We start from the raw sequence: 16,347 nt of genomic DNA, 5'->3' as shown, positions 1-16,347 counted from the left end.
CCAGGTGACAACATCCAGATGACTGTCACCCTGATCAAGACCATCGCAATGGAAGACGGTCTGCGCTTCGCTATCCGTGAGGGTGGCCGCACTGTCGGTGCTGGCGTCGTAGCGAAAATTATCGAATAAGTAGTTGATTTCTATCGATCAGGCCGGCATAATGGCCGGCCTGATAAGCTTTTAGGTCAGTAGCTCAATTGGCAGAGCGACGGTCTCCAAAACCGTAGGTTGGGGGTTCGATTCCCTCCTGACCTGCCAGATTCACCTCGTGTGTCTGGCTTTCTTTTCACAGGATCTTCCTAGATGACTCCCAAGGCTGAAGCCCAAGACTCTCGTTTTGATCTGCTCAAGTGGCTGGCTGTTGTCGCTTTGGTGGTCGTTGGCGTGGTTGGCAATCAATACTACTCCGCCTCGCCGATTCTGTATCGCGTACTCGCACTTCTCGTTCTTGCTGCTGCTGCTGGCTTCATCGCCTTGCAGACTGCCAAGGGCAAGTCGTTCTTTGCGCTGGCAAAGGAAGCTCGCACCGAGATTCGTAAAGTCGTATGGCCGACCCGCCAGGAAACCACGCAGACCACCCTCATCGTAGTGGCGGTCGTTCTGGTTATGGCGCTGCTGTTGTGGGGTCTCGATTCCCTGCTCGGTTGGCTGATTTCCTTGATTGTTGGCTAAGGGTGTCCCGTGGCTAAGCGTTGGTATGTTGTGCATGCTTACTCGGGTTACGAGAAGCATGTAATGCGCTCGCTGATCGAGCGCGTAAAGCTGGCTGGCATGGAAGACGGTTTCGGCGAGATTCTGGTCCCGACTGAAGAAGTCGTAGAGATGCGCAACGGCCAGAAGCGCAAGAGCGAACGTAAGTTCTTCCCAGGCTACGTCCTGGTGCAGATGGACATGAACGAAGGTACCTGGCACTTGGTCAAGGATACTCCTCGTGTCATGGGCTTCATCGGTGGTACTGCAGACAAGCCTGCACCGATCACCGATAAAGAGGCTGAAGCCATCCTGCGTCGCGTAGCCGATGGCAGCGACAAGCCCAAGCCGAAGACTCTGTTCGAGCCGGGCGAAGTGGTCCGCGTTATCGATGGTCCGTTTGCCGATTTCAACGGTACCGTTGAAGAAGTTAACTACGAGAAGAGCCGGATCCAAGTGGCCGTGCTTATTTTCGGTCGCTCTACCCCGGTAGAGCTCGAGTTCAGCCAGGTCGAAAAGGTCTAGCCGAACAACGCATCCCATACCCCGCAGCCCTATGTGCTGCGGGGTTTTGTCGTCACTGGGATAAAACGCAAGTCATCCGGGGAGCCTTCTGGCGTTCGTACCCGATATTGGAGTAGCTCATGGCTAAGAAGATTCAGGCTTACATCAAGCTGCAAGTAAAGGCCGGCCAGGCCAACCCAAGCCCACCCGTTGGTCCAGCACTGGGTCAACACGGTGTGAACATCATGGAATTCTGCAAGGCCTTCAACGCCCGTACCCAGGGTCAAGAAGCCGGCCTGCCGACTCCTGTGATCATCACTGTTTACAGTGACCGCAGCTTCACCTTCGAAACCAAAAGCACCCCTGCTTCGGTTCTGCTGAAGAAAGCAGCTGGCCTGACCAGCGGTTCTGCACGTCCGAACACCGTTAAAGTCGGTACTGTGACCCGTGCTCAGCTGGAAGAGATCGCAAAAACCAAAAATGCTGATCTGACTGCCGCTGACATGGAAGCAGCCGTGCGTACCATCGCCGGTTCTGCTCGCAGCATGGGCCTCAACGTGGAGGGTGTGTAATGGCTAAGCTGACCAAGCGCCAAAAGGCCATTGCTTCGAAGCTCGAAGCTGGCAAAGTTTACAACTTCGAAGAAGCAGCAGTGCTGCTGGCCGAACTGTCCACCGTGAAGTTCAGCGAGTCCTTCGACGTTGCCGTCAACCTCGGCGTTGACCCTCGTAAATCCGACCAGGTCGTTCGTAGCGCTACCGTGCTGCCACACGGCACTGGCAAGACCGTACGTGTAGCTGTCTTCACCCAGGGTCCAGCTGCTGAAGCTGCTCTGGCTGCCGGCGCTGACCGCGTAGGTATGGACGATCTGGCTGCCGAAATGAAAGGCGGCGACCTGAACTACGACGTCGTCATTGCTTCCCCGGACGCAATGCGTGTTGTAGGTCAGCTGGGTCAGGTCCTGGGTCCACGCGGCCTGATGCCTAACCCGAAAGTCGGTACCGTAACTCCAGACGTAGCCACCGCGGTCAAAAACGCCAAGGCTGGTCAGGTTCGCTACCGCACCGACAAAAACGGCATCATCCACACCTCCGTTGGCAAAGTCGGCTTCGAAGCTGGCAAGCTGAAGGAAAACGTTGAAGCCCTGATCGCTGATCTGAAGCGTATCAAGCCAGCTTCCTCGAAAGGTATCTACGTCAAGCGCGTTACCCTGAGCACCACCATGGGCCCAGGTCTGGTCATCGACCAGAGCTCGCTGAGCGCGTAAGACAAAAACCGGCGCGAGCAATCGTGCCAGTTTGAAAAAATTGGGGTCCCTGCCTGGCGGGGGCTATCCAAGACCGTAGGCGGCGCAAGCCTTAAACCTCCAGCCTACGCAGATGGTGCTCCCGATTCCTTACCGAATCAGACACCAAAACGACATCCGGCTTCGGCCAGATGAAACGGTAACAAGCAGGAGTTTTACCCGTGGCAATTAAACTCGAAGACAAGAAGGCCATCGTCGCTGAAGTCAACGAGGCTGCCAAAGTCGCTCTGTCCGCTGTCGTGGCTGATGCCCGTGGTGTGACTGTAGGCGCAATGACCGGACTCCGTAAAGAGGCTCGTGAAGCTGGCGTATACGTACGTGTCGTACGTAACACCCTGCTCAAGCGCGCTGTTGCCGACACTGAATTCAGTGTCCTCAACGACGCCTTCACCGGCCCGACCCTGATCGCTTTCTCCAACGAGCACCCGGGCGCTGCTGCCCGTCTGTTCAAAGAGTTCGCCAAGGGTCAGGACAAGTTCGAGATCAAGGCAGCTGCGTTCGACGGCAAGTTCATTGCCGCTAACGAAATCGACGTGTTGGCTACCCTGCCGACCCGCGACGAGGCTATCGCGAAGCTGATGAGCGTGATCCAAGGCGCTACCAGCAAGCTGGCTCGTACCCTGGCAGCTATTCGCGACCAGAAAGAAGCTACTGCTGCCTAAGGCACGCACAGCGCTTTCAAAATCACACGTTTAATTTGATGGCTGCGTAAGCTGTCACCCCAATACAGGATTTAAGTCATGTCTCTGACTAACGAGCAAATCATCGAAGCAATCGGCCAGAAAACCGTTCTGGAAATTGTTGAGCTGATCAAAGCAATGGAAGAAACCTTCGGCGTTACCGCTGCTGTTGCCGCTGCTGGCCCAGCTGCTGCCGCTGCCGTTGTTGAAGAACAAACCGAGTTCAACGTAGTTCTGGTTGAAGCCGGCGACAAGAAAGTCAACGTGATCAAGGCCGTTCGTGAACTGACCGGTCTGGGCCTGAAAGAAGCCAAAGAGAAAGTTGACGGCGCTCCTCAGGTTGTCGCTGAAGGCGTTTCGAAAGAAGCCGCTGAAGACGCCAAGAAGAAGCTGGAAGAAGCAGGCGCTAAAGTCGAACTCAAGTAATTTCGACTTTGCGACTCCAGCCCGAGCGCTAAGCAAACGGCTGATGGCTGGTGGCTCTTGCCACCGGCCTTTTTCCGTTATTGGCAGCTGACCAGGTCGGCGTCGATAACGAGCGGTAACCACCAACGATGGTGGCGCAAACCATGGGGTTTGCACGATTTTCTGGCTGCTCCCGTCGGGAGAAGCCAAACAAGCAGGTGACCAAGCTGGGGAACGCTGATGGCTTACTCATACACTGAGAAAAAACGTATCCGCAAGGACTTTAGCAAGTTGCCGGACGTCATGGATGTGCCTTACCTCCTGGCCATCCAGCTGGATTCGTATCGTGAATTCTTGCAAGCGGGAGCGACCAAAGATCAGTTCCGCGACGTGGGCCTGCATGCGGCCTTCAAATCGGTTTTCCCGATCATCAGCTACTCCGGCAATGCTGCCCTGGAGTACGTTGGCTATCGTCTGGGCGAACCAGCTTTTGATGTCAAAGAATGCGTACTGCGTGGCGTGACCTACGCGGTTCCGCTGCGCGTGAAAGTGCGCCTGATCATTTTCGACAAAGAATCGTCGAACAAAGCGATCAAGGACATCAAAGAGCAAGAAGTCTACATGGGTGAAATCCCCCTGATGACTGAAAACGGTACCTTCGTAATCAACGGTACCGAGCGTGTTATCGTTTCCCAGCTGCACCGTTCGCCTGGTGTGTTCTTCGACCACGACCGTGGCAAGACCCACAGCTCGGGCAAGCTGCTGTACTCGGCGCGCATCATTCCTTACCGCGGTTCGTGGCTGGACTTCGAATTCGATCCGAAAGACTGTGTATTCGTCCGTATCGACCGTCGTCGCAAACTGCCTGCGTCGGTACTGCTGCGCGCGCTGGGTTACAGCACCGAAGAAGTACTGGATGCCTTCTACACCACCAACGTCTTCCACATCTCCGGCGAGAAACTCAGCCTGGAGCTGGTGCCTCAGCGCCTGCGTGGTGAAGTTGCGGTCATGGACATCCATGACGAAACCGGCAAGGTGATTGTCGAGCAGGGTCGTCGTATTACCGCTCGTCACATCAACCAGCTGGAAAAGGCCGGCGTCAAGCAGCTGGACGTTCCTATGGAATACGTCCTGGGCCGCACCACTGCCAAGGCCATCGTTCACCCGGCCACCGGCGAGATCCTGGCCGAGTGCAACACCGAGCTGAGCACCGAACTGCTGATCAAGATCGCCAAGGCACAGGTCGTCCGCATCGAGACCCTGTACACCAACGATATCGACTGCGGTCCGTTCATCTCCGACACCCTGAAGATCGACTCCACCAGCAATCAGCTGGAAGCGCTGGTCGAAATCTACCGGATGATGCGTCCTGGCGAGCCGCCAACCAAGGATGCTGCCGAGACCCTGTTCAACAACCTGTTCTTCAGCGCCGAGCGTTACGACCTGTCGGCCGTTGGTCGCATGAAGTTCAACCGTCGTATCGGTCGTACCGAGATCGAAGGTTCCGGTGTTCTGAGCAAGGAAGACATCGTCGAGGTCCTCAAGACCCTGGTCGATATCCGTAACGGCAAAGGCATCGTCGACGACATCGACCACCTGGGTAACCGTCGCGTGCGTTGCGTCGGCGAGATGGCCGAGAACCAGTTCCGCGTTGGCCTGGTGCGCGTAGAGCGCGCGGTCAAAGAGCGCCTGTCGATGGCCGAAAGCGAAGGCCTGATGCCTCAGGACCTGATCAACGCCAAGCCGGTTGCGGCGGCGGTGAAAGAGTTCTTCGGCTCCAGCCAGCTCTCGCAGTTCATGGACCAGAACAACCCGCTGTCCGAGATCACCCACAAGCGTCGTGTCTCCGCACTCGGCCCTGGTGGTCTGACCCGTGAGCGCGCAGGCTTCGAAGTCCGTGACGTACACCCGACCCACTACGGCCGCGTGTGCCCGATCGAGACCCCTGAAGGTCCGAACATCGGTCTGATCAACTCCCTGGCGGCCTATGCCCGCACCAACCAGTACGGCTTCCTGGAAAGCCCGTACCGTGTGGTGAAAGAGGGCGTGGTCACCGACGACATCGTGTTCCTGTCGGCGATCGAAGAAGCGGATCACGTCATTGCACAGGCTTCGGCCGCAATGAACGAGAAGAAGCAGCTGATCGACGAGCTGGTAGCCGTTCGTCACCTGAACGAATTCACCGTCAAGGCGCCGGAAGACGTCACCCTGATGGACGTTTCGCCGAAGCAGGTAGTTTCGGTGGCAGCGTCGCTGATTCCGTTCCTCGAGCACGACGACGCCAACCGTGCGTTGATGGGTTCGAACATGCAGCGTCAGGCTGTACCTACCCTGCGTGCCGACAAGCCGCTGGTCGGTACCGGCATGGAGCGCAACGTTGCCCGTGACTCCGGCGTTTGCGTCGTGGCCCGTCGTGGTGGCGTGATCGACTCCGTCGATGCCAGCCGTATCGTGGTTCGTGTTGCCGATGACGAAGTTGAACCAGGCGAAGCCGGTGTCGACATCTACAACCTGACCAAATACACCCGCTCGAACCAGAACACCTGCATCAACCAGCGTCCGCTGGTGAGCAAGGGTGACGTGGTCCAGCGCAGCGACATCATGGCCGACGGTCCGTCCACCGACATGGGTGAACTGGCACTGGGTCAGAACATGCGCATCGCGTTCATGGCGTGGAACGGCTTCAACTTCGAAGACTCCATCTGCCTGTCCGAGCGTGTTGTTCAGGAAGACCGCTTCACCACGATCCACATCCAGGAACTGACCTGTGTGGCCCGTGACACCAAGCTCGGCCCAGAGGAAATCACCGCGGACATCCCGAACGTCGGTGAAGCTGCGCTGAACAAGCTGGATGAAGCCGGTATCGTCTACGTTGGTGCTGAAGTCGGCGCTGGCGACATCCTGGTCGGCAAAGTGACGCCAAAAGGCGAAACCCAGCTGACTCCGGAAGAAAAACTGCTGCGCGCGATCTTCGGTGAGAAGGCCAGCGACGTCAAAGACACCTCCCTGCGCGTGCCGACCGGCACCAAGGGTACCGTCATCGACGTACAGGTCTTCACCCGTGATGGCGTGGAGCGCGACAGCCGTGCGCTGTCCATCGAGAAGATGCAGCTGGACGAGATCCGCAAGGACCTCAACGAAGAGTTCCGCATCGTCGAAGGCGCAACCTTCGAGCGTCTGCGTTCGGCCCTGAACGGCCAGGTCGTCGATGGTGGCGCGGGCCTGAAGAAAGGCACCGTGATCAGCAACGAAGTCCTGGACGGTCTGGAGCACGGCCAGTGGTTCAAACTGCGCATGGCCGAAGACGCGCTGAACGAGCAACTCGAGAAGGCCCAGGCCTACATCGTTGATCGTCGCCGTCTGCTGGACGACAAGTTCGAAGACAAGAAGCGCAAGCTGCAGCAGGGCGATGACCTGGCACCGGGCGTACTGAAGATCGTCAAGGTCTACCTGGCAATCCGTCGTCGCATTCAGCCGGGCGACAAGATGGCCGGTCGTCACGGTAACAAGGGTGTGGTCTCGGTGATCATGCCGGTCGAAGACATGCCGCACGACGCCAACGGTACGCCGGTTGACGTGGTACTCAACCCACTGGGTGTACCATCGCGTATGAACGTCGGTCAGATCCTCGAAACCCACCTGGGCCTGGCGGCCAAGGGCCTGGGCGAGAAGATCAACCGCATGCTCGAAGAGCAGCGCAAGGTTATCGAACTGCGTCAGTTCCTCACCGAGATCTACAACGAGATCGGTGGTCGTCAGGAAAGCCTCGAGACCTTCTCCGACCAGGAAATCCTGGACCTGGCGAAGAACCTCAAAGGCGGTGTGCCAATGGCCACTCCAGTCTTCGACGGCGCCAAGGAACGCGAAATCAAGGCCATGCTGAAACTGGCAGACATGCCGGAAAGCGGCCAGATGCAGCTGTTCGACGGCCGTACCGGCAACAAGTTCGAGCGTCATGTGACCGTGGGTTACATGTACATGCTCAAGCTGAACCACTTGGTGGACGACAAGATGCACGCGCGTTCCACTGGTTCTTACAGCCTGGTTACCCAGCAGCCGCTGGGTGGTAAGGCGCAGTTCGGTGGTCAGCGTTTCGGGGAGATGGAAGTGTGGGCGCTGGAAGCATACGGCGCGGCATACACCCTGCAAGAAATGCTCACAGTGAAGTCGGACGACGTGAACGGTCGGACCAAGATGTACAAAAACATCGTGGACGGCGATCACCGTATGGAGCCGGGCATGCCCGAGTCCTTCAACGTGTTGATCAAAGAGATCCGTTCGCTCGGTATCGATATCGATCTGGAAACCGAATAACACGTGACGCGAATCGGGAGCGCGGCTGCAAAGCCCGCTCCCTGCTCCGCCAGGAGGAAAGGCCTTGAAAGACCTACTGAATTTGCTGAAAAACCAGGGTCAAGTCGAAGAGTTCGACGCCATCCGTATCGGACTGGCCTCGCCTGAGATGATCCGTTCGTGGTCGTTCGGTGAAGTTAAAAAGCCGGAAACCATCAACTACCGTACGTTCAAGCCTGAGCGTGACGGTCTGTTCTGCGCCAAGATCTTTGGCCCAGTCAAGGACTACGAGTGCCTGTGCGGTAAGTACAAGCGCCTGAAGCACCGTGGCGTCATCTGTGAGAAGTGCGGCGTTGAAGTCGCCCTGGCCAAAGTCCGTCGTGAGCGCATGGCGCACATCGAACTGGCCTCTCCAGTTGCCCACATCTGGTTCCTGAAGTCCCTGCCGTCCCGTATCGGCCTGCTGATGGACATGACCCTGCGTGATATCGAGCGCGTGCTCTACTTCGAGAGCTACGTCGTTATCGATCCGGGCATGACCACCTTGGAAAAGGGCCAGCTGCTCAACGACGAGCAGTACTTCGAAGCGCTGGAAGAGTTCGGTGACGACTTCGACGCCCGCATGGGTGCCGAGGCTGTCCGCGAGCTGCTGCACGCTATCGACCTGGAGCACGAGATCGGTCGCCTGCGCGAAGAGATTCCGCAGACCAACTCGGAAACCAAGATCAAGAAGCTGTCCAAGCGTCTGAAACTGATGGAGGCCTTCCAGGGCTCGGGCAACCTGCCTGAGTGGATGGTCCTGACCGTTCTGCCGGTTCTGCCGCCAGACCTGCGTCCTCTGGTTCCGCTGGATGGCGGTCGCTTCGCGACTTCCGACCTGAACGACCTGTATCGTCGGGTGATCAACCGTAACAACCGTCTGAAGCGCCTGCTCGACCTGTCCGCGCCAGACATCATCGTGCGCAACGAAAAGCGCATGCTGCAGGAAGCGGTCGATGCCCTGCTGGATAACGGCCGTCGTGGCCGTGCCATCACCGGCTCGAACAAGCGTCCTCTGAAATCCCTGGCCGACATGATCAAGGGTAAGCAAGGTCGTTTCCGTCAGAACTTGCTCGGTAAGCGTGTTGACTACTCCGGCCGTTCGGTAATTACCGTAGGTCCGACCCTGCGTCTGCACCAGTGCGGTCTGCCGAAGAAGATGGCCCTCGAGCTGTTCAAGCCGTTCATTTTCGGCAAGCTGGAAATGCGTGGTCTGGCGACCACCATCAAGGCGGCCAAGAAGATGGTCGAGCGCGAGCTGCCAGAGGTGTGGGACGTTCTCGCCGAAGTGATTCGCGAGCACCCCGTACTGCTCAACCGTGCACCAACCCTGCACCGTCTGGGTATCCAGGCTTTTGAACCAGTACTGATCGAAGGTAAGGCTATCCAGCTGCACCCGCTGGTCTGTGCTGCGTACAACGCCGACTTCGACGGTGACCAGATGGCCGTTCACGTGCCGCTGACGCTGGAAGCCCAGCTCGAAGCGCGCGCGCTGATGATGTCGACCAACAACATCCTGTCGCCAGCCAACGGTGAGCCAATCATCGTTCCGTCGCAGGACGTTGTACTGGGTCTGTACTACATGACCCGTGAAGCCATCAACGCCAAGGGCGAAGGTCGTGTATTCGCCGACCTGCAGGAAGTCGACCGCGTATTCCGCGCCGGCGAAGCTGCCCTGCATGCCAAGATCAAGGTTCGTATCAACGAAACCGTCAACGATCGCGATGGCGGCAGCGTCAAGAACACCCGCATCGTCGACACCACTGTCGGCCGTGCCCTGCTGTTCCAGGTTGTTCCGCCAGGTCTGTCGTACGACGTGGTCAACCAGCCAATGAAGAAAAAGGCGATCTCCAAGCTGATCAACCAGTGCTACCGCGTGGTTGGTCTGAAAGAGACCGTAATCTTCGCTGACCAGCTGATGTACACCGGTTTTGCCTACTCGACCATCTCCGGCGTTTCCATCGGTGTTAACGACTTCGTTATCCCGGACGAAAAAGCCCGCATCATCGGTACCGCTACCGACGAAGTGAAAGAGATCGAGAGCCAGTACGCCTCCGGCCTGGTAACCCAGGGCGAGAAGTACAACAAAGTCATCGACTTGTGGTCCAAGGCGAACGACGAAGTTTCCAAGGCGATGATGGCCAACCTCTCGAAAGAGAAGGTCATCGACCGCAATGGCGACGAAGTCGAGCAAGAGTCCTTCAACTCGATGTACATGATGGCTGACTCCGGTGCCCGGGGTTCGGCAGCCCAGATTCGTCAGCTGGCCGGTATGCGTGGTCTGATGGCCAAGCCGGACGGCTCGATCATCGAGACGCCGATCACCGCGAACTTCCGTGAAGGTCTGAGCGTACTCCAGTACTTCATCTCGACTCACGGTGCTCGTAAAGGTCTGGCGGATACCGCGTTGAAGACCGCGAACTCCGGTTACCTGACCCGTCGTCTGGTAGACGTTGCCCAGGATCTGGTCGTGACCGAGATCGACTGCGGCACCGAGCAGGGCCTGCTGATGACGCCGCACATTGAAGGCGGCGACGTAGTAGAGCCTCTGGGTGAGCGTGTACTGGGTCGTGTTATCGCCCGTGACGTGTTCAAGCCTGGCACCGACGACGTCGTCGTTCCGGCCGGCACCCTGGTCGACGAGAAGTGGGTCGAGTTCATCGAGCTGAACAGCATCGACGAAGTGATCGTGCGTTCGCCGATCAGCTGCGAAACCCGCTACGGCATCTGCGCCAAGTGCTACGGTCGTGACCTGGCTCGCGGTCACCAGGTGAACATCGGTGAAGCGGTCGGCGTTATCGCTGCCCAGTCGATCGGTGAGCCGGGTACCCAGCTGACCATGCGTACGTTCCACATCGGTGGTGCTGCAAGCCGTACCTCGGCTGCCGACAGCGTCCAGGTGAAGAACGGCGGTATGGTGCGTCTGCACAACCTGAAGCAGGTCGAGCGTGCCGATGGCAACCTGGTCGCGGTATCGCGTTCCGGCGAGCTGGCCATTGCCGACGAATTCGGTCGTGAGCGTGAGCGCTACAAGCTGCCTTACGGTGCGGTGATTTCGGTCAAGGAAGGCGACAAGGTCGACGCTGGCGCCATCGTCGCCAAGTGGGACCCGCACACCCACCCGATCGTTACCGAAATGAAAGGTACCGTGACCTTCGTGGGCATGGAAGAAGGTATCACCATCAAGCGTCAGACCGACGAATTGACTGGTTTGACCAACATTGAAGTCCTGGACGTCAAAGACCGTCCGGCTGCAGGCAAGGAAATCCGTCCTGCAATCAAGATGGTCGATGCCAATGGCAAGGATCTGCTGCTGCCAGGTACCGATGTGCCGGCCCAGTACTTCCTGCCGGCGAACGCCCTGGTCGGTGTGGCTGACGGTGCCCAGATCGGCGTCGGTGACGTTATCGCGCGTATCCCGCAAGAAACGTCCAAGACCCGTGACATCACCGGTGGTCTGCCACGGGTTGCCGACCTGTTCGAAGCCCGTCGTCCGAAAGAAGCCTCGATTCTGGCTGAAGTCAGCGGCACCATCGCCTTCGGTAAAGAGACCAAGGGCAAGCGCCGCCTGGTCATCACCCCGAACGATGGCAGCGAGCCGTACGAGGAGCTGATTCCGAAGTGGCGTCACCTGAACGTCTTCGAAGGCGAACAAGTGAACCGCGGCGAAGTTATCTCCGACGGTCCGAGCGATCCGCACGACATCCTGCGTCTGCTGGGTGTCAGCGCGCTGGCCAAGTACATCGTCAACGAGATCCAGGACGTTTACCGTCTGCAAGGCGTGAAGATCAACGACAAGCACATCGAGACCATCCTGCGTCAGATGCTGCGTAAAGTTGAGATCACCGAGTCGGGTGACTCCAGCTTCATCAAGGGCGACCAGATGGAACTGACCCAGGTACTGGTAGAGAACGAGCGTCTGGCGACTGAAGACAAGTTCATCTCCAAGTTCTCGCGCGTACTGCTGGGTATCACCAAGGCCTCGCTGTCCACCGAGTCGTTCATCTCGGCGGCCTCCTTCCAGGAGACCACCCGTGTTCTGACCGAAGCGGCGGTAACCGGCAAGCGCGACTACCTGCGCGGCCTGAAAGAAAACGTGGTCGTGGGTCGTCTGATCCCGGCCGGTACCGGTCTGGCCTACCACAGCGAGCGCAAGCGTCGCCGTGATGCCGACAAACCGCTGCGCGTAAGTGCCAGTGAGGTGGAAGCCGCACTGACCGAAGCGCTGAACTCCAGCGGTAACTGAAAGTAGGGCAGGGCCCCGGCCGACCCGATCCGTTCATTGGCAACCTCAATGGTTGCCGATGACTGGAGGAGGGAGGCTGGGGCCTCGTCTTGACTGGGCGCAAGATCCTCTTTAGACTCTTGTACCCCTAAATTTGGTGGGACTCCGTCCTGCCAATTTTTGCTTTTCTTGCAAGACAATAGCGTCGCAAGACAACAGTGGAGCTAGTAGATGGCAACTATCAACCAGCTGGTACGTCAGCCGCGTAAGCGTATCGTCGAGAAATCCGACGTTCCTGCGCTGCAGAACTGCCCGCAACGTCGTGGCGTGTGCACCCGCGTGTACACCACTACGCCGAAAAAACCTAACTCGGCACTGCGTAAAGTATGCCGTGTGCGTCTGACCAACGGTTTCGAGGTTTCCTCGTACATCGGTGGTGAAGGCCACAACCTGCAAGAGCACAGCGTGGTGCTGATCCGTGGCGGTCGTGTAAAAGACTTGCCAGGTGTTCGTTACCACACCGTTCGCGGTTCCCTGGATACCTCCGGCGTCAAAGGTCGTAACCAAGGCCGTTCGAAGTACGGTACCAAGCGTCCGAAGTAATCGGCCGTTTGCAGCAATTTGCAGTAATTCATTTTATTGAGTCGATAAGAGTAAGGTCGGGCCGAACCCCTAGGGGTCCCATGTCCCGGGCTAACCTGAAGACCGTTTGAGGGCTTATCAATGCCAAGACGTCGTGTAGCAGCCAAGCGTGAGATTCTGGACGATCCAAAATACGGAAGCCAGATCCTCGCCAAGTTCATGAACCACGTAATGGAAAGCGGCAAGAAAGCCGTTGCCGAGCGTATCGTTTACGGTGCGCTGGACAAGGTCAAAGAACGCAAGAACAGCGATCCCCTGGAAATCTTCGAGAAAGCTCTCGACGCCATCGCTCCGCTGGTCGAAGTAAAGTCGCGCCGTGTTGGCGGTGCAACCTACCAGGTTCCTGTTGAAGTTCGTCCATCCCGTCGTAACGCCCTGGCAATGCGCTGGTTGGTAGACTACGCCCGCAAGCGTGGCGAGAAGTCCATGGCCCTGCGCCTGGCTGGCGAGCTGCTGGATGCTGCTGAAGGCAAAGGTGCTGCAGTCAAGAAGCGTGAAGACGTACACCGTATGGCCGAAGCCAACAAAGCGTTCTCGCACTACCGCTTCTAATTCAGGCATCACTATTTTTGCGAGGGCTCTATGGCTCGTACTACACCAATCAACCGCTACCGTAACATCGGTATTTGCGCGCACGTTGACGCGGGCAAAACTACCACTACCGAGCGGATCCTGTTCTACACAGGCCTGAGCCACAAAATGGGCGAGGTGCATGACGGCGCCGCGACCACCGACTGGATGGTGCAGGAGCAGGAGCGGGGTATTACCATTACCTCCGCTGCCGTTACCACCTTCTGGAAAGGTTCCCGTGGTCAGTACGACAACTACCGCGTAAACGTCATCGATACCCCCGGCCACGTTGACTTCACCATTGAAGTAGAACGTTCGCTGCGCGTACTCGACGGCGCGGTCGTTGTGTTCTGCGGTACCTCCGGCGTTGAGCCACAGTCCGAAACCGTATGGCGTCAGGCCAACAAGTACGGCGTTCCACGTGTTGTTTACGTGAACAAGATGGACCGTGCCGGTGCCAACTTCCTGCGCGTCGTAGGTCAGATCAAGAACCGTCTGGGTCACACCCCGGTCCCGGTTCAGCTGGCCATCGGTTCGGAAGATAACTTCCAGGGTCAGGTCGACCTGATCAAGATGAAGGCTATCTACTGGAACGAAGACGACAAAGGCACCACCTATCGCGAGGAAGAAATTCCTGCCGATATGCTGGAGCTGGCCGAAGAGTGGCGCGCCAATATGGTCGAAGCCGCTGCCGAAGCCAACGAAGAGCTGATGAACAAGTACCTTGAAGAAGGTGAGCTGACCGTCGAAGAGATCAAGGCCGGCCTGCGTGCGCGCACCCTGGCTAGCGAGATCGTTCCGGCTGTCTGCGGTTCTTCCTTCAAGAACAAGGGTGTTCCTCTGGTTCTCGACGCCGTTATCGACTTCCTGCCTGCTCCGACCGAGATCCCTGCAATCCAGGGTATCCACCCGGATCACATCGACGACGAAAACGCGCCGAAGATCGAGCGTCACGCCGACGACAAAGAGCCCTTCTCGGCTCTGGCGTTCAAAATTGCCACCGACCCGTTCGTGGGTACCCTGACTTTCGTGCGCGTTTACTCGGGCATGCTGCTGTCGGGCGACTCCGTGATCAACTCGGTCAAGGGCAAGAAAGAGCGCGTTGGTCGTATGGTGCAGATGCACGCCAACCAGCGTGAAGAAATCAAAGAAGTTCTCGCCGGCGACATCGCCGCACTGATCGGCATGAAGGACGTCACCACCGGTGACACCCTGTGCAACGCCGACCAGCCAGTAATCCTGGAGCGTATGGACTTCCCTGAGCCTGTAATTTCGGTAGCTGTTGAGCCGAAAACCAAGCAGGACCAGGAAAAGATGGGTATCGCACTGGGCAAACTGGCTCAGGAAGACCCGTCGTTCCGCGTCAAGACCGATGAAGAAACCGGTCAAACCATCATCTCCGGTATGGGTGAGCTGCACCTGGACATCCTCGTTGACCGCATGAAGCGCGAGTTCAACGTCGAGGCCAACATCGGCAAGCCACAAGTTTCGTACCGTGAGAAGATCACCAAGGACAACGTCGAAATCGAAGGTAAGTTCGTTCGTCAGTCCGGTGGTCGCGGTCAGTTCGGTCACTGCTGGATTCGCTTCTCGCAGCCGGCTGTGGACGAAAAAGGCAACATCACCGAAGGCCTGGAGTTCACCAATGAGGTCGTGGGTGGTGTGGTTCCGAAGGAATACATCCCGGCTATCCAGAAGGGTATCGAAGAGCAGATGAAGAACGGCGTTGTCGCCGGCTATCCGCTGATCGGCCTGAAGGCTACCGTGTTTGATGGTTCCTACCACGACGTCGACTCCAACGAGATGGCGTTCAAGGTGGCAGCCTCCATGGCGACCAAGCAGCTGGCCTCCAAAGGCGGCGGTGTTGTGCTTGAGCCGATCATGAAGGTTGAAGTAGTAACCCCAGAGGACTACATGGGTGACGTGATGGGTGACCTGAACCGTCGTCGTGGTCTGATCCAGGGTATGGAAGACTCGGTCTCCGGCAAGGTAATCCGCGCTGAAGTGCCGCTGGGTGAAATGTTCGGTTATGCGACCGACGTTCGTTCCATGTCTCAGGGTCGCGCGAGCTACTCCATGGAATTCTCCAAGTACTCCGAAGCTCCGTCGAACATCGTCGAAGCACTCGTTAAAAAACAAGGCTAATCCAGCCCTTTAGGCAAGAGGTTCACTGTCGTGGCTAAAGAAAAATTTGATCGTTCCCTTCCGCACGTCAACGTTGGCACCATCGGTCACGTTGACCACGGTAAAACCACTCTGACCGCAGCTCTGACTCGCGTCTGCTCCGAAGTTTTCGGTTCGGCCGTCGTTGAATTCGACAAGATCGACAGCGCTCCAGAAGAGAAAGCTCGCGGTATCACCATCAACACCGCACACGTCGAGTACAACTCGAACATTCGTCACTACGCTCACGTTGACTGCCCAGGTCACGCTGACTACGTGAAGAACATGATCACCGGTGCTGCCCAGATGGACGGCGCGATCCTGGTTTGCTCGGCCGCCGATGGTCCGATGCCACAAACCCGTGAGCACATCCTGCTGTCCCGTCAGGTTGGCGTTCCGTACATCGTGGTCTTCCTGAACAAGGCTGACCTGGTTGACGACGCTGAGCTGCTGGAACTGGTCGAGATGGAAGTTCGCGACCTGCTGTCCACCTACGACTTCCCAGGCGACGACACTCCGATCATCATCGGTTCCGCTCGTATGGCCCTGGAAGGCAAAGACGACAACGAAATGGGCACTACCGCTGTCAAGAAGCTGGTAGAGACTCTGGATGCCTACATCCCTGAGCCAGTTCGTGCTGTTGACCAGCCGTTCCTGATGCCAATCGAAGACGTATTCTCGATCTCGGGTCGTGGTACCGTTGTTACCGGTCGTATCGAGCGTGGTATCGTCCGCGTTCAAGACGCCCTGGAAATCGTTGGTCTGCGTGACACCGCTACCACCACCTGCACCGGCGTTGAGATGTTCCGCAAGCTGCTGGACGAAGGTCG

General features: G+C 57.7%; 12 protein-coding genes, 1 tRNA gene and 1 pseudogene. All 14 read left to right on the top strand.

The window, feature by feature from the left end; translation table 11 throughout:
- Positions 1-129 (top strand): annotated as a pseudogene (locus tag M2D63_RS24990) (elongation factor Tu); the annotation flags it as partial.
- Positions 130-182: 53 nt separating this feature from the next.
- Positions 183-258: transfer RNA gene (locus M2D63_RS24985), tRNA-Trp, on the top strand.
- 45 nt (positions 259-303) lie between these two features.
- Positions 304-672 (top strand): preprotein translocase subunit SecE, encoded by a 369-nt coding sequence (gene secE / locus M2D63_RS24980; protein ID WP_285865773.1) that lies wholly within the window; start codon positions 304-306, stop codon positions 670-672.
- Positions 673-681: 9 nt separating this feature from the next.
- Positions 682-1,215: a transcription termination/antitermination protein NusG gene (gene nusG / locus M2D63_RS24975; RefSeq protein ID WP_010220294.1), complete on the top strand. Its 534-nt coding sequence runs from the start codon at positions 682-684 to the stop codon at positions 1,213-1,215.
- Between the two features lie 119 nt (positions 1,216-1,334).
- A complete protein-coding gene (rplK, locus tag M2D63_RS24970; protein ID WP_028944937.1) occupies positions 1,335-1,766 on the top strand; it encodes a 50S ribosomal protein L11 in 432 nt (143 codons plus the stop codon).
- Positions 1,766-2,461 (top strand): 50S ribosomal protein L1, encoded by a 696-nt coding sequence (gene rplA / locus M2D63_RS24965; RefSeq protein WP_285865772.1) that lies wholly within the window; start codon positions 1,766-1,768, stop codon positions 2,459-2,461. Before rplK ends, rplA begins: the two co-directional genes overlap by 1 nt.
- A 200-nt stretch (positions 2,462-2,661) precedes the next feature.
- Complete coding sequence (rplJ, locus tag M2D63_RS24960; protein ID WP_285865771.1) at positions 2,662-3,162, top strand: 50S ribosomal protein L10; 501 nt, start codon at positions 2,662-2,664, stop codon at positions 3,160-3,162.
- Positions 3,163-3,240: 78 nt separating this feature from the next.
- Positions 3,241-3,606 carry a 50S ribosomal protein L7/L12 gene (rplL, locus tag M2D63_RS24955; RefSeq protein WP_217841532.1) on the top strand — a complete coding sequence of 122 codons (366 nt, stop codon included), beginning with the start codon at positions 3,241-3,243 and terminating at the stop codon, positions 3,604-3,606.
- Between the two features lie 219 nt (positions 3,607-3,825).
- Positions 3,826-7,899: a DNA-directed RNA polymerase subunit beta gene (gene rpoB, locus M2D63_RS24950; RefSeq protein ID WP_285865769.1), complete on the top strand. Its 4,074-nt coding sequence runs from the start codon at positions 3,826-3,828 to the stop codon at positions 7,897-7,899.
- Between the two features lie 64 nt (positions 7,900-7,963).
- Positions 7,964-12,163: a DNA-directed RNA polymerase subunit beta' gene (rpoC, locus tag M2D63_RS24945; RefSeq protein ID WP_285865768.1), complete on the top strand. Its 4,200-nt coding sequence runs from the start codon at positions 7,964-7,966 to the stop codon at positions 12,161-12,163.
- Between the two features lie 210 nt (positions 12,164-12,373).
- Entirely contained in the window at positions 12,374-12,745 is a 372-nt protein-coding gene (gene rpsL, locus M2D63_RS24940; protein ID WP_003186084.1) for a 30S ribosomal protein S12, read from the top strand.
- Positions 12,746-12,865: 120 nt separating this feature from the next.
- Entirely contained in the window at positions 12,866-13,336 is a 471-nt protein-coding gene (gene rpsG / locus M2D63_RS24935) for a 30S ribosomal protein S7 (protein WP_008089143.1), read from the top strand.
- A gap of 30 nt (positions 13,337-13,366) precedes the next feature.
- On the top strand, positions 13,367-15,499 hold the full coding sequence (gene fusA / locus M2D63_RS24930; protein ID WP_285865767.1) for an elongation factor G: 2,133 nt from the start codon (positions 13,367-13,369) through the stop codon (positions 15,497-15,499).
- Positions 15,500-15,529: 30 nt separating this feature from the next.
- Positions 15,530-16,347, top strand: an 818-nt coding sequence (locus M2D63_RS24925) for an elongation factor Tu (RefSeq protein WP_285865766.1), incomplete at its 3' end; no start/stop codon positions are given.

Origin of the sequence: Pseudomonas sp. BJa5 (genome assembly GCF_030272875.2) — a bacterium.
Taxonomy (GTDB): domain Bacteria; phylum Pseudomonadota; class Gammaproteobacteria; order Pseudomonadales; family Pseudomonadaceae; genus Aquipseudomonas.
Note: the sequence above shows the minus strand (reverse complement) of the source record. Positions and strands in the feature narration are given on the sequence as shown.